Here is a 13,143-nt window from a genome sequence, read left to right on the forward strand (position 1 = left end):
ATGAGTAAAGCAGTTTTTTGTATCGCCCAAAATATCGATCATGCAGAGAGCATTGTAAATGACCTGAATGCCGCGGGTTTTTCCCACAGCGACATATCGGTTTTGTTTCCCGACAAATCCACCACCCAGGATTTTGCCCATGAAAAGAACACCAAAGCGCCGGAAGGGGCTGCAATTGGGGGGACAGTGGGTTTCGGCACCGGCGGTGCGCTCGGTTTGTTAGCCGGGATTGGCGCTTTGGCTATTCCCGGTGTGGGCCCTTTTATCGCCGCAGGCCCCATTATGGGCGCCTTGAGCGGAGCCGCAGTAGGCGCTGCCGCCGGAAGTTTGACGGGGGCTTTAATCGGACTGGGTATTCCGGAGTATGAGGCCAAACGCTATGAAGGAAAAATCAAGGGAGGTAGTGCCTTGATTTCTGTCCATACGGGAAGCAGCGAAGATGTTGATAAAGCGAAAAAAATCTTCGAGCAGGCTCATGCAGAAGATATTTCTTCGACTGAGGAAGCGTCAGTTTAAGCTTGATGATGCTATGGCACGTAATCAAGAAATAATCAACTAGGAGTTTTATCATGCATAACATAGAAACACTTAACAAATTTCTGAAAGATGAATTGTCTGCAACGGAAACTTATCAACAGGCGCTGGACAAACTTCATGAAGATGTCGTCCTTAGCGAATCGGAGCATCTAAGGACCATTTATGAGGATCATAAAGCGTCAGCTTCCAGTTTACAGTCACTCATCATTCGACTGGGAGGAACTCCCTGTGAAGATTCAGGAGCCTGGGGAACTTGGGCGCAAATAGTCCAGGGAGGCGCTAATCTGCTGGGTAAAGAAACGGCGCTAAAGTCTTTACAAAGCGGAGAAAAAAGCGGCGCAGAAGCTTATGAGGAGGCGTTGCAAGAAACTGAGCTGCCTTCAGAAATTCGCTCTTTGATTGAAACGAAGCTACTACCTGCTCAACAAGAGCATATTCGAACTTTGGATCGGCTTATAGGCGCGGAAGCCGATTAGATTTTCCAGCCCTTAGTACGCAGTTGTTAAATAAAGAAGCCAGCGTGAACTCAAATTGATTCGCGCTGGCTTTATTTATCCTGATTAGCAAGTTTCTTCAGCTAAAGCCCAAAAACCAGCATATCCCTAGCAGGACGGGGTTTGCAACCCCGTTCTAAACGTTTTGACTTTGGCCGAAGTCAGCCGAAATGTTTAGGGCAAACCGAAACGTTGGGGACGGGTTAAATAACCCGTCCCGCAGAAGTGGCTACGACTGGTCACTGCTCGGACAGTTGGCTTCGGCAAGCTGAAGCATCTTGCTAATCAGGTTATTTATTGCGTTACCGGCTTTAAATATACCCATCGCACTTCAAATTTCGGCATTGACGCGTGGAGGTGCCGGGGTGTTCGGCAAAGGCTGTGACAGCAGGGATGCTGTCACAGAGCCTACATGGACGTATTCACCCAGCCCCTAAATTCCATAGCCCATCGGTCATGGTTAATAGTCTTACTAATTTAGGGGCTGGGTCCTTTGACGGACACCCCGGCGCCGAAATTTGACCAGCAAAGGGTATATAAGTTTTTGAAGTTTTTTATTGGAGTCACTTATGTCTATATTTAATGCTGAAGATTCAACAAGATCAAGCCTGGATCGCGTTCGTAGCTCCACCGCTGCCCATGTCAACGAAGAAATAGATCTTCAAACAGATTTAAATATTCAAGAATATAAGAGCAAAAGCAAGGCGGAAATTCTTGAGCGTATTCAAATGCTGGATAAGGAATGGGATGTAGAGCGAGTGCTTGAAGTCAATGCCTCTACTTTATCCCTAACCGGTCTGATTCTTGGTTTAACCAAAAATCCGAAATGGTTATTTCTACCCGGCATTGTTTTGCCTTTTCTGTTGCAGCATGGCTTGCAAGGATGGTGTCCTCCCTTACCCCTCTTACGCCGGCTTGGTATCCGTACCCGGGGAGAAATCGACCGGGAAAAATACGCGCTTAAACTCCGGCTAGAAAAAAACTGAGTTGAATGGAAGACTTTATGTACGATATCGCACCGACTTAAATCACGCACTAAGTTTATGATTAAATTAAATTGACTTGATGGACTCATATATAGATTTATGCTTGAGCCGTATCGAGTCAATATAAAGCTGATCGCACTTAGTAAATAAATAAAGGAACCTATTATGAAAACCGATAAAAACATCAACGAAATATCTAATGCTATAAATGCCGCCCCATCGAAGGCAACAGTTCGACAATGGTTTAATTTCTTCAGTCTCCCTATCTGGACGGCGATTGCCATGAGTATCAGCCTAGTCGCTGTTACCCAGACTGCAAAGGCTGAAAAAACTTCCGGCGCGCAAAACTCACAAATTGATAGAAAAAGTAAACCGGTTGCTAACTCTGAAGACGGCGCAGGGGCATTGCCCACATTTGCTGAGGCTGATGTCAATGGCGATAACTACATAACTAAAGATGAATTGAAAAATTATCCTGATCTATTGCAAGTATTCGACAAAGTCGACGCAGGTGAGGATGGCAAGTTGGAACAACATGAATACCAAAACCTGATAACTGAAACCAAACGTGAAGGTCAAGTTAGGTAAATCGCGGGATTAGCATATTTACCTGGCGTCTTAAAACAGGCTTTTATTTTTAATTTTCCAGGCCTAATAATTTCGAGTAGCCTGAATGGGATCTAAATTCATTATTTTATCTGATTAGCAAGCTGAAACATCTCGCTAATCAGGAGCAACCATGAAGCTGCAATTAATCAACATCCGTGACGCGGTAGTCGATACTTTTTGGTTTCTACCCGCACTGATGGCGTTGCTTGCCGCAGGCGCGGCTTTGGCTACCATTGCCATTGACTCTGCCGTAGGTGATGCGTGGCTACGCGATACGAGCTGGGTATGGTTGGGAGGACCTGAAGGCGCGCGTAGCGTGCTGTCGGTTATTGCCGGCTCAATCATGACGGTGGTTTCGATCGTGTTCTCGCTAACGGTGACCACCCTGGCGCAAACGTCATCGCATTATGGGCCGCGCGTACTCAGGAATTTTACCGCCGATCGCGGGGTTCAATTTACACTCGGTACGTTTATCGCCACCTTTATCTATTGTCTGATGGTGTTGCGAACCGTGCGTTCTATCGAAAATAGCTTCGTGCCGTATATTTCAGTGAATATCGGCATGCTGTTGGCGCTGGTTTCGATGGCCGTGCTGATCTATTTCATTCATCACATTTCGCAAAACATTCAAGCCGAGAATCTGATCGCCAATGTGGGAGAACAATTCCTGGAATCACTGCCGGTTTTATTCCCCGAAGGCATCGGCCGACCCAGCGACAATACCTGCTCAGAGCAATTGCCCGATGACAGTCAATGGCAAGCCGCGTATATTGTGCTATCCGCGGCCACTGGCTATGTGCAAGTCGTGGACGATGAACAGTTAATACAGTTAGCGACGCAACACGACTTGATGCTGCAATTGGCAAGGCGCCCCGGCGATTTCGTGACCACGACCTCGACGTTGCTGCGTGTGCTGCCGCGTGCGCATATAAATCCAGATATCGAGCTTCAATTACGAGACTGCTTTAGTCTCGGAGTCCACTGCACGCCTCATCAAGACGCAAAGTATATGATGCAGCAGATGGTGGAAATCGCTGCTCATGCGCTGTCGACGGGCATCAACGAACCTTTCACCGCCTTGGCTTGTATTGACTGGATAGGCGCATCGCTATGCGGCGTGGCAAGACGCGAACTCCCCAAGGCGTTGCGTCAGGATGAACACGGCCGGTTACGCGTGATTGCTTGCACGCTCGATTTCGAGGAGCTGACCGATACCGCTTTTGACCAGATTCGTCTCTATGGCGCCCGCAATCCGGACGTGATGCTGCACCTTCTTAAAACCATCGGCGACATTGCGTCCGATGTGCGCCGAGACAGTGACCGCAACGCCTTAGTCCGACATGCTCAGCTGGTTGGTGAAGACGCAAGCCAAATCGTTAACCTAACCGACCGCCGGCGCGTAGCCGACCGGCTTCAAGAAACATTGATGACTCTGGTCCAGAGCCTTAGGAACGAGCATGAAATAACTTAGACAACTGTTTTGGAAGGGGGGTTGGTGGCTCGATTGACAGGTGTCGGCGGCAGGGCAGATTTTTGCTCCTGCAAAATCTGCATTCACACCATCCTTGGCGCTTAGCTGCCGCCAAGCCCCCATGGATGGGTTTACGGCGTTCCTCAACAGGCATACCCCACACCCTAAAATCGGCGAAACTGCTCAAACTGGGAATTGCTGAAATAATCTCCCTAATCCCTCTTTTTCAAAGAGGGAGACTGAATATTTATATACCTTTTACTCGCTCCATTGCCATGATTTTCAGATATGGTTCTAAGTTGATCGCGCGGACGCAGGCTACCAAACCGCAAAGCAAATTGGCGGGTAAACTCGGCCCCAAAAAAGAAGATCTGCGCGGAATAATAGACCCAGAGTAACAAGGCGATTACTGATCCTGCCGCGCCAAAACCTGAGGTTACGCCGCTGTTACCCAGGTACACACCAATAACGTATTTGCCAAGAGTGAACAAAAAGGCCGTAAACAGCGCACCGAACCAGGCATCCTGCCAAGCCAACGGTGCCTCCGGCAGCATTTTATAAATCACCGCAAACAAGCTGGCAATAACCCCAAAGGAAATCAACGATGCCAATGGAGACAGCACCAGGGCAGCCAAACTCCAGAGCCCGCTGAACACATACTGATGAATCACCGCCAGAGCGGTGCTGATGACCAGCGAAACCAGTAATAAAAACGCTAAAACCAGCACTAGGCCAAAACATACAACCCGGGTTTTGAATAGTACGCTGAGAGAGGAGGCTTGAGGTTTATCGGTGCCCCACATTTCATCGAGGCTATCCTTTAATTCAACGAATACACTGGTAGCACCCAGCAGCAGTAAGAGCGTGGCAATGACCGAAGCGATAACTCCAGACTCGGAGTAGTGCGCGGCAGCCAGCACAGCACTGATAGCTTGGGCGCCATTGGGTCCTACCAACGCTTGCATCTGCGTAATAATTTCTCCTTGCGCCGCCTCTGCACCAAAGAAATATCCTGCCACGGCAATGGTCAACACCAGAATGGGGGTCATCGAGAACAGGGTATAAAAGGCCACGGCAGCCCCTTTACTAGCAGTGCGATGAGCCAGCCAGGCGGTCAGTGATGGGGACAACAGTACGTATCCGCGACGCAGACCTTTGATTACAGATGAAGAAGCCTGTTTTAATGAAAGCCCCTTGAAAAAATCGGTTATGTTCACAAGCATGAGACTTTACCACCTGACATCGGCCGAGGACTCTGCGGCCGCATTAGCTGGCCAGTGATTAAACCGATTACTTTATCTCGTCCCGCATCTTGTCGACCAAGCGCCTCGGCTATGCTCAATGAGGTCATCGGTTTGCCTTGCGCATAGGAGCGGCAATATTTGAGAAATCGCTCCTCCGTGTGTTTCATTTGTTGGCCTTTTTTACACAAGGTATCTACGGCGGTTTTGAAAAGATTTTCTGCGGTTACGGTCATATGGATTCATCATACATAAGCTTTTTATATTAAAGATCCTTCATTCACCAAGTCAGATAAGTTAAAGGCTCTAGGGCGTGGACAATATGGTTGCAAAATATATAAAGTAAAATAGTTTTAGTCAGTTCGGTAACACACACAAAGGCAATCGCAACTATATCCATCGTAGATTGAAATTCGGCCTCAAAACGAATCTGGGCGGCTCTTACCATGCCTTCGCTTTCTCGAAATACGGGACGTATGACTTAGCCGGGTTCCGTTTCCGACTTAGCCGACGCTTCCATCTTAATTAGCTCCCCAAGCGCCTTATCGTTGCCGCCGGCAATACCGGATCTCGTCCGGAAGCTTGGTTGCGCCAAGCTGAAGCATCTTGCTAATCAGAATACTTTGTAAATAATTTGCTATGTGCGAAGCCGTACAGACCGATACCATTACTTGTGTATATATTCAAAAACGGGTAATGCTTCTCAAACCTTACCTGAGCTACCGACTTTAGAATGATTAATTGAACCCGCTCAGACTTTCAGACTGGGCCAACCGGAGAAAAGCTATGATTAATACCGACCAAATTAAACCTGATATGCCCGTTGTCTGCTCCCAAGACGGTCAGTTTGCCACAGTCGACCATATGGAGGGACCGAGTACGATCAAGCTGAAGAAAGATAAAACCGGTCGGCACCATTACATTCCGGTATGCTGGGTAACCTCAACAGAGGACGGTAGGGTTAAAGTAGATCGTCCAGGAGACGAAGCGATGGCAGAATGGTCGACAATTTCGCCAAATTATATAGACGAATGACTTTGCGCCACAAAACAGACAAAAGTCGGTATGGCTATTTACTTTTGTTAAGACGCTAATATCTATAAACCTCAGGCACAACATAATTGTCAACGCTCAATGTGCAGGGCAGAGATCGGTATATGTCAATGATTTTGAGACACCCATAATAAAAAATTAGTGTAGATTGTGAGTTTAGTTTTCCTGGTCGAGAGCCTCATTTGCCGTCCGTGAAGGGGGCGGGTTAATCCAAGCGGCTTCAGGTACGGCTTGGGCATGGGGTTGGCGGTTTTTGAAGCGTTCCGGATTGCGCTCGAATGCGGCATGCAGGACTTGCGTGCGCTGCGTAACTATCTCGACGGCTTGGCCGCTGTGAACGCTGGCCGGGGTTAACAGTGCAATGCCGGAGTGATAGTGGTCATGGTTGTACCAGTCGAAGAACGTTCCGCAAAAGCTTCTGGCATCTTCGATAGCGCCGAATTGAGCCGGAAAGCCCGGTCGGTATTTCAAGGTCTTGAACTGCGCCTCGGAATACGGGTTGTCGTTGGAGACATGGGGCCGTGAATGGGTTTTGGTCACGCCCAGGTCAGCCAGCAGTTGCTCGACGCCTTTGGAGGTCATACTGCTGCCGCGGTCGGCGTGAATAGTCAATTGGCCTTCACGGATAGTTTGCCGAGTACAGCTTTCGCCAATCAGTCGCTTAGCCAGCTCGGTGGATTCGCGGTGCGCTACCATCCAGCCGACCACGCAGCGGCTGAAAATGTCGATAATGACGTAGAGGTAGAAATACGTCCATTTGGCCGGGCCTTTGAGTTTGGTGATATCCCATGACCATACTTGGTTGGGCGCAGTGGCGAGTAACTCGGGCTTGGTGTAGTTGGGACGACGAAGCTGGTTGCGGCGCTCGCGCACTTCCTGGTGGCGCACCAGGATGCGATAGAGGGTGCTGATGGAGCACAGGTAAACGCCCTCGTCGAGCAGCGCCGCATAGACCTGATAAGGCGAGCAATCCATGAAACGCTCGCTGTGCAGATGCGCCAGGACGTGTAGCTCTTCGTCCGTACTCAGTGCCAGCGGCGGGCGCGGACGTTCGACCGGCCACGAAGAGCGATCTTGTTGTGCGCGATAAAACGAGGCACGGTTGAAGTTGAGCGCCTCGCAGGCGGCCTTAACGCCAACCTCACGGCTGAGTTCAAGCGTGGCCTTCATGATGCTCTCCCGGTGTGGGCTGGAATCTCGCACAAGCCCAGCAGTTGCGAAAGTTTTTTTTGGACATCGATGATAGCCTCCGCCTGTGTTAGGCATGCCTGCAAACGCTGAATTTCGGCTTGCAGACGAGCATTTTCAGCGGCTAACGGATTCTTGTCCGAAGGTTTGCGGCCACGCGGCTTGGATAGACCGGCGCGGATGGCCTGCTCACGTTCGCTGCGCCATTTGCTGAGATGTGAGGAATATAATCCCTCTGTGCGCAGCAACTTGCCGATGCAGCCCGGTTCGCTACACGCATCAGCCTGGGTCAAGATGCGCTCTTTGTATTCGGCGGTAAACGTCCGGCGGGCGGCCTTTTCAAGCACTTCGCTGGTGATGCGGGAAGGTTCCGCGGCGAACGCGGAGGACACTTCAGCCGCCCTACGGGCGTCTTGCGTGTCCTCCGCGTTCGCCGCGGCATGAGGAATAGCTTGTACGGTTGTGTCAGTCATGAGATTTTCTCCGAAAATGTTCCCTAATTAATGCATGGGGCGGTGTCTCAGGTATATTGACACAGAGGGATTCTATAGTTTTTTTTCGGATGCAAAAAAGTACAAAACACACTAGGGTTTTATGAGAATGTAGCGGAATCGCTTTCGGGTTAAATTTGTTACGGAAGTTTCCCGGTTTTCTAGGAGTGTCCAGGCTTGTAGGGGTATTATTTAATCGGTTTGCCACCGTTTACGCAAACCCCATCGATGATTCCTGTGGCCCAGGCATAATGGCAGTCTTTTTTGAAATCATTGGGAAACTTCAGGTTTATTATATAAAGCATCATTATTTTAATTATTATCCAGCGTGCGGATTACGATAATAGGACAGTTAATATGAATCCAATCAATAAAATTTTTTTCAAAGGGCTAATCGCTGTTATTCCCCTTACCCTCACTCTTTATTTGCTTTTCTGGTTTGCCGACACTGTAGAGTTGTGGCTGGAACATATATTCAAATTTTTCTTCCCCGACAACTGGTATACAAGAGGCTTGGGGCTTGTATTAGGCCTTCCTCTTGTGTTTTTTTTCGGAGCCTTCCTGGAGTCTCTAACTTTCCAAAGACTATTCAATAATTTGGAAAAACTTATTATTCAAATCCCTATTGTTAAAAGCATTTATAAATCAATACGCGATATCAGTTCTCTTTTTTCCAGCAAAAGCAAAGGGCAATTTAAACAGGTAGTTTTGGTTAAAGCACCTCACGACACTGTTCAACGAATAGGTTTTATTACTCTTACAGATTTTGGAGATGTTTTACATCCCTTTATTCCCGATGACCAGATTGCCGTATATTTACCATTAAGTTATTCGATGGGTGGCGGCACCACAATCATCATATCACGGGAAAATGTAACAGAAATAGATATGTCTATTGAGGATGCTCTGCGTTTTGTTGCAACAGCGGGAGTTGTTAGCAGTGTTCCGGATGATAAAAAAATCATTGAAGAGTTTGATTTCGACCCAAAAGAAGTACCTTGAACTTGACTTTGGAGATTGATAACACTCTAAGTTATACCCATCGTAGATCAAAATTCGGCATCGGGGTGATCATCAAAAACCCAACACATTATCCAAGACCTTGGATTCAAAAGTTCAGGAGAGAACACAGGCATTAAGTAATGCCAATTTTCAACTAGAAAAAATAGCCATGACGGATGTATTGACCGAATTACCCAATCGTCGCTACGCCATGAGTGTTTTACGCCAACTTTGGAGTTCCGTCGATGCTAAAGCTTCAATATTGACTTGCATGATGATCGATGCCGATGGTTTCAAACAGATTAATGACAATTATGGCCATGAATCCGGCGACATTGTGCTGCAGGCTTTGGCTCGGGAGTTAAGTCATAGTGTCAGAAACGACGACATTGTCTGTCGGTTGGGTGGTGATGAGTTTATCATTATTTGCACTGATACACCGTTAAATGGGGCGATGTATTTAGCAAATTTAGTCAGTAAAACGGTTGCGGAAATGAGAGTCAAAGCTGGAATGGGGGTTTGGAAAGGTAGTATTAGTATCGGCGTTGCCGTTCGCGATCATACAATGAAAAGCCCAGATTCTCTTTTAAAGGCTGCGGATGATGGGGTTTATATGGCAAAACACGATGGTAGAAATTGCGTCAGAAGTATTCAGGTTGCAACTAAAGATTAGCATGTGTCTGTTGGGAGATTAGCTATACCTTTCGTGCTTCATATTTCGGCAGAGCCTAAGGATGTCGCTAAAATTATCGTCCTAATTTGCTCAAGTTTCTTATAGGAGTCAGTTCTCATTCGCCTAGGGCGATTAAAATCGCCCTTGTATTGAATTTTGGACGCTTCGAGGACTTCGACATAAGCCGTCAGTGTCGAGCATCAGTGGCTTCGAAAGTCGCGACGAAGCCGTCGCTCCCACAGAGGGTGACTAATGCACTGTGGGAGCGATCCCAGATCGCGATTTCGAGACCGAGAATGTCAAGTTACAATAAATGGCTTCGAGGTCACATTGTCCAGGATTGCAAAAGGGCAATACATGACTTATGTATAGCGATGAGGCCGGAAATTGGGAAAGCCTACAGGTTGGCCGTTTTAGCTTGATGCGCATGCCCCGGCGCCTCCTCTGGCACTGCCGAAATTTGAAGCACGAAAGGTATAAATGCCATACCCGCGGGAGTTAAAGGTGGAGTACATCCAGCGGGAAAAGTATTTTTCAAGCCAGTATCCTGATACTGGCTTCCCGAGCCCACTGACGGGTCTTTGCTGCAGCGATGAAATCATCCAGGCAATCGATGTTAACCACACCGGCGTCTGCTTCGATCCCCGCTGTTTTCAGCAAGGCATCCCCGCCCTCGTCCACGCAAACCGCTTTCAGATGACCGAAGGCGTCGCGCACGAAATCGATGGCGGCGGCTTCCTTGCCCAATAACGCGGCGGCTTCGTCGGAGAGAATGATGGCCACCGCGTCGAACATTACCGACGGCGTACCGGCTAATTGCCCGTCGACTTTCGAAAACGAGCCATCGGCGAGCTTCGCTTCGCCAATTTTAGCGGCGATAATCTTCACTTTTGCGCCGGCTTCAGCGACCGCCTCTTTGACAGCCTCGATGGTGGCCGCGTCCGACCCGTCCGCTATCAATATCCCGACTTCACGGCCCTCAAGCGTGCTCTTCATCTTGCCGATAAGTTGCAGCGCCGGGGATAGGTCTAAATCCTGAACGGCAACAGCAGTAGTAGGCGCTTGCGGCAGCTCGCCCATACCGAGCCAGTAGGCAACCCGTTGTGCGAGGCCGTCTTCGATATGGCGTAGGTGACCGACCATCGCCTCACGAATATGCGGATGCTCGACCTTCGATAATTCAAAGACCAACGCCGAGGCTATATGCGCCTGTTCATAGACCGATTGACTGCGATAAAACTGCCGTGCCTGACTGTAATGATCGGCAAAACTCTCCGCTCGAATCCTCCCCTTTACGCCGCTTTCGGCCAACGCCGCGCTGTAAAAGCCTGCCTCCGAATGTTCGCGCGGTGAATCTGCCGCTAGGGTATTCGGTTCGTAGGACACGCGTCCGGTCGGCTGCGCCATTTGCATATGACCGTCGCGCTGGTGATTGGCGAACGGACACTGCGGTGCATTGACCGGTATCTGGTGAAAATTCGCCGACCCCAGACGGGATAACTGTGTGTCCAGATATGAGAACAATCGCCCCTGCAATAACGGATCGTTCGAGAAATCGATACCTGGCACGACATGGGACGGACAAAATGCCACCTGTTCAGTCTCCGCAAAAAAATTGTTCGGCCAGCGGTTGAGCACCATGCGACCGATAACTTGCAACGGCACCCATTCTTCCGGTATCAATTTGGTCGAATCGAGATGATCGAATGGGAAGGCATCGGCCTCTTCCTGGGAGAACAGCTGCACCGCCAATTCCCATTCCGGAAAATCCCCGACGCTGATCGCTTCAAATAAATCACGGCGATGAAAGTCGGGATCGGCGCCGGCAATCTTGACCGCCTCGTCCCAGAGGGTCGATTGCAAACCGAGTTTCGGCCGCCAATGGAATTTTACGAAGGTCGATTCGCCCGCGGCATTCACCAGACGAAAACTATGTACGCCAAAACCTTCGATCATCCGTAGCGAGCGCGGCAAGGTGCGGTCGGACATGATCCACATCACCATATGCATTGCTTCCGGTGTCAGCGAGATATAGTCCCAGAAAGTGTCATGCGCCGTCGCTGCCTGAGGAAAGCCGCGGTCGGGTTCCATTTTCACGGCATGAACGAGGTCGGGAAATTTGATGGCATCCTGAATGAAAAACACGGGGATATTATTGCCGACCAAATCCCAATTGCCCTCTTTCGTGTAAAATTTGACGGCAAAGCCGCGAACATCGCGGGGAGTATCTCGCGAGCCGGACCCGCCTGCTACGGTTGAGATGCGTGTGAACAGGGGCGTTTGTTCGCCAACTTCAGTCAGCACTTTGGCGGTCGTATATTGCTCCAAGGATTGGGTCAGTTCGAAAAAGCCGTGTGCGCCGGTACCGCGGGCATGGACGATACGCTCGGGAATTCGTTCGTGGTCGAAATGGGTGATTTTTTCCCGTAGGATGAAATCTTCCAGCAGCGTCGGACCGCTCGGATTGGTTCTCAGGGAGTTCTGATTGTCGGAAATCGGCAAACCCTGATTGGTTGTCAACGCCGGTTGATCGCCGGTGGCCGTCTGATGCCACTCTCCGCCGCTGCCGATTGAAACGGTTACTTCTTCCGGCCCGGACTTTGCCGGTTTGCCCTTGACGGGTTGAGACCCTGTATTTGCTTTAGTCATTATGAATCTCCAATTGATTTTCTGCGACGGCAGCGTGTTGCCGCGGCGCTGTGGGTAATAAACCTAAAAAGTCACTTTTAAAAAACGGTCTCGCATTGGAAGATTAAGTCCGAGCAGCAAATGCAAGTAGTATAGCGCTACTCGTAGCCACGACGTTATGATCAACGAGTTCAAGCACGGCGGCGGCCATGAGTCTTAGCCAGGCACCGATCAGCAACACACCAACCATCACTCCAGCCACGACCATGTCCACCAAGCCATTGCTCACCCGCTACGTCTCCGGCATAACAATCCGATAACGATCGTGGGTTAGCCCGCGCAGCTCATGTTATAGCGATTGCGCATCTTCCAGCATGCCGGAACCGCTCACCGTATCATCGCGCGCTGCAGCTTGCCCGGAAGTTTCATCCCCTATTATGGCACCCGGATTCATAAAGTTTGACGGTCTAACGGCCGCTCACCAAGCGGCTCAGCACAAAGCCTGCCGCTACCGCGATACTCGCCGACGTTATGGGGTTCTCACTGATATATTCACGCAAATTTTTCATCAATTGCTGCTCGGTTTTTTTCAGTTGCTCGCCTTTTTCGCCAAGCGTTTCCGCAGCCTGGCTGGTTGTATCGGCGATCTTATCGTAAGCCGCATGTGCGGAATCGGATACTTTGTCTTTAATTTCCATTGTATTTTCCTCGTCTATTTAAGTTGTTTTTCATTCTTGTCTGTCTTCGCGACTCCCGCGCCAATGCCAATA

General features: G+C 49.4%; 13 protein-coding genes. 8 read left to right on the forward strand and 5 right to left on the reverse strand.

What is annotated here, in order from left to right:
• The 5 genes from MEALZ_RS12490 to MEALZ_RS12510 all read left to right on the forward strand — a co-directional run bounded on the left by MEALZ_RS12490 (position 1) and on the right by MEALZ_RS12510 (position 4,097).
• Positions 1 to 516, forward strand: a complete 516-nt coding sequence (locus MEALZ_RS12490) for a hypothetical protein (RefSeq protein ID WP_014149003.1) — start codon at positions 1 to 3, stop codon at positions 514 to 516.
• Between the two features lie 53 nt (positions 517 to 569).
• Positions 570 to 1,013, forward strand: coding sequence for a DUF2383 domain-containing protein (locus tag MEALZ_RS12495; protein ID WP_014149004.1), 444 nt, complete (start codon positions 570 to 572; stop codon positions 1,011 to 1,013).
• 587 nt (positions 1,014 to 1,600) lie between these two features.
• A complete protein-coding gene (locus MEALZ_RS12500) occupies positions 1,601 to 2,017 on the forward strand; it encodes a DUF2892 domain-containing protein (RefSeq protein WP_014149005.1) in 417 nt (138 codons plus the stop codon).
• Between the two features lie 165 nt (positions 2,018 to 2,182).
• Positions 2,183 to 2,605, forward strand: coding sequence for an EF-hand domain-containing protein (locus MEALZ_RS12505; protein WP_014149006.1), 423 nt, complete (start codon positions 2,183 to 2,185; stop codon positions 2,603 to 2,605).
• Between the two features lie 151 nt (positions 2,606 to 2,756).
• Entirely contained in the window at positions 2,757 to 4,097 is a 1,341-nt protein-coding gene (locus tag MEALZ_RS12510) for a DUF2254 domain-containing protein (protein ID WP_014149007.1), read from the forward strand.
• 212 nt (positions 4,098 to 4,309) lie between these two features.
• Here MEALZ_RS12510 and MEALZ_RS12515 read toward each other — a convergent pair whose 3' ends face one another.
• Together MEALZ_RS12515 and MEALZ_RS12520 are read right to left on the reverse strand one after the other, a co-directional pair.
• On the reverse strand, positions 4,310 to 5,320 hold the full coding sequence (locus MEALZ_RS12515; protein WP_014149008.1) for a YihY/virulence factor BrkB family protein: 1,011 nt from the start codon (positions 5,318 to 5,320) through the stop codon (positions 4,310 to 4,312).
• Positions 5,311 to 5,574, reverse strand: a complete 264-nt coding sequence (locus tag MEALZ_RS12520; RefSeq protein ID WP_014149009.1) for a hypothetical protein — start codon at positions 5,572 to 5,574, stop codon at positions 5,311 to 5,313. Before MEALZ_RS12520 ends, MEALZ_RS12515 begins: the two co-directional genes overlap by 10 nt.
• A gap of 550 nt (positions 5,575 to 6,124) precedes the next feature.
• On the opposite strand from MEALZ_RS12520, the gene MEALZ_RS12525 reads away from it, so the two are divergent.
• Positions 6,125 to 6,373, forward strand: coding sequence for a DUF2171 domain-containing protein (locus tag MEALZ_RS12525; RefSeq protein WP_014149011.1), 249 nt, complete (start codon positions 6,125 to 6,127; stop codon positions 6,371 to 6,373).
• A 174-nt stretch (positions 6,374 to 6,547) separates the two neighbouring features.
• Here the strand turns inward: MEALZ_RS12525 and MEALZ_RS12530 are convergent.
• Positions 6,548 to 8,052, reverse strand: a protein-coding gene (locus MEALZ_RS12530) for an IS3 family transposase (RefSeq protein ID WP_408607020.1) whose coding sequence is annotated in 2 segments (ribosomal slippage) — positions 6,548 to 7,614 and positions 7,614 to 8,052 — 1,506 coding nt in all. Because the reading frame shifts where the segments join, the coding sequence is not laid out codon by codon here.
• Positions 8,053 to 8,427: 375 nt separating this feature from the next.
• On the opposite strand from MEALZ_RS12530, the gene MEALZ_RS12540 reads away from it, so the two are divergent.
• Complete coding sequence (locus tag MEALZ_RS12540) at positions 8,428 to 9,072, forward strand: DUF502 domain-containing protein (protein WP_014149012.1); 645 nt, start codon at positions 8,428 to 8,430, stop codon at positions 9,070 to 9,072.
• A 100-nt stretch (positions 9,073 to 9,172) separates the two neighbouring features.
• Positions 9,173 to 9,745, forward strand: coding sequence for a GGDEF domain-containing protein (locus MEALZ_RS12545; protein WP_223842301.1), 573 nt, complete (start codon positions 9,173 to 9,175; stop codon positions 9,743 to 9,745).
• A 534-nt stretch (positions 9,746 to 10,279) separates the two neighbouring features.
• Here the strand turns inward: MEALZ_RS12545 and MEALZ_RS12550 are convergent.
• Complete coding sequence (locus MEALZ_RS12550; protein ID WP_014149014.1) at positions 10,280 to 12,394, reverse strand: catalase; 2,115 nt, start codon at positions 12,392 to 12,394, stop codon at positions 10,280 to 10,282.
• 446 nt (positions 12,395 to 12,840) lie between these two features.
• The gene (locus MEALZ_RS12560; protein WP_014149017.1) at positions 12,841 to 13,071 is read right to left on the reverse strand and encodes a DUF883 family protein; all 231 of its coding nucleotides are present in this window, start codon (positions 13,069 to 13,071) and stop codon (positions 12,841 to 12,843) included.
• Between the last annotated feature and the right edge of the window lie 72 nt (positions 13,072 to 13,143).

Origin of the sequence: Methylotuvimicrobium alcaliphilum 20Z, assembly GCF_000968535.2 — a bacterium.
In the GTDB taxonomy this organism is placed as follows: domain Bacteria; phylum Pseudomonadota; class Gammaproteobacteria; order Methylococcales; family Methylomonadaceae; genus Methylotuvimicrobium; species Methylotuvimicrobium alcaliphilum.

Bases quoted from the DNA above. Each gene is read 5' to 3' on its own strand.
- MEALZ_RS12490 (WP_014149003.1), top strand. From the start codon at position 1: ATGAGTAAAGCAGTTTTTTGTATCGCCCAAAATATCGATCATGCAGAG.
- MEALZ_RS12495 (WP_014149004.1), top strand. From the start codon at position 570: ATGCATAACATAGAAACACTTAACAAATTTCTGAAAGATGAATTGTCT.
- MEALZ_RS12500 (WP_014149005.1), top strand. From the start codon at position 1,601: ATGTCTATATTTAATGCTGAAGATTCAACAAGATCAAGCCTGGATCGC.
- MEALZ_RS12505 (WP_014149006.1), top strand. From the start codon at position 2,183: ATGAAAACCGATAAAAACATCAACGAAATATCTAATGCTATAAATGCC.
- MEALZ_RS12510 (WP_014149007.1), top strand. From the start codon at position 2,757: ATGAAGCTGCAATTAATCAACATCCGTGACGCGGTAGTCGATACTTTT.
- MEALZ_RS12515 (WP_014149008.1), bottom strand. From the start codon at position 5,320: ATGCTTGTGAACATAACCGATTTTTTCAAGGGGCTTTCATTAAAACAG.
- MEALZ_RS12520 (WP_014149009.1), bottom strand. From the start codon at position 5,574: ATGACCGTAACCGCAGAAAATCTTTTCAAAACCGCCGTAGATACCTTG.
- MEALZ_RS12525 (WP_014149011.1), top strand. From the start codon at position 6,125: ATGATTAATACCGACCAAATTAAACCTGATATGCCCGTTGTCTGCTCC.
- MEALZ_RS12540 (WP_014149012.1), top strand. From the start codon at position 8,428: ATGAATCCAATCAATAAAATTTTTTTCAAAGGGCTAATCGCTGTTATT.
- MEALZ_RS12550 (WP_014149014.1), bottom strand. From the start codon at position 12,394: ATGACTAAAGCAAATACAGGGTCTCAACCCGTCAAGGGCAAACCGGCA.
- MEALZ_RS12560 (WP_014149017.1), bottom strand. From the start codon at position 13,071: ATGGAAATTAAAGACAAAGTATCCGATTCCGCACATGCGGCTTACGAT.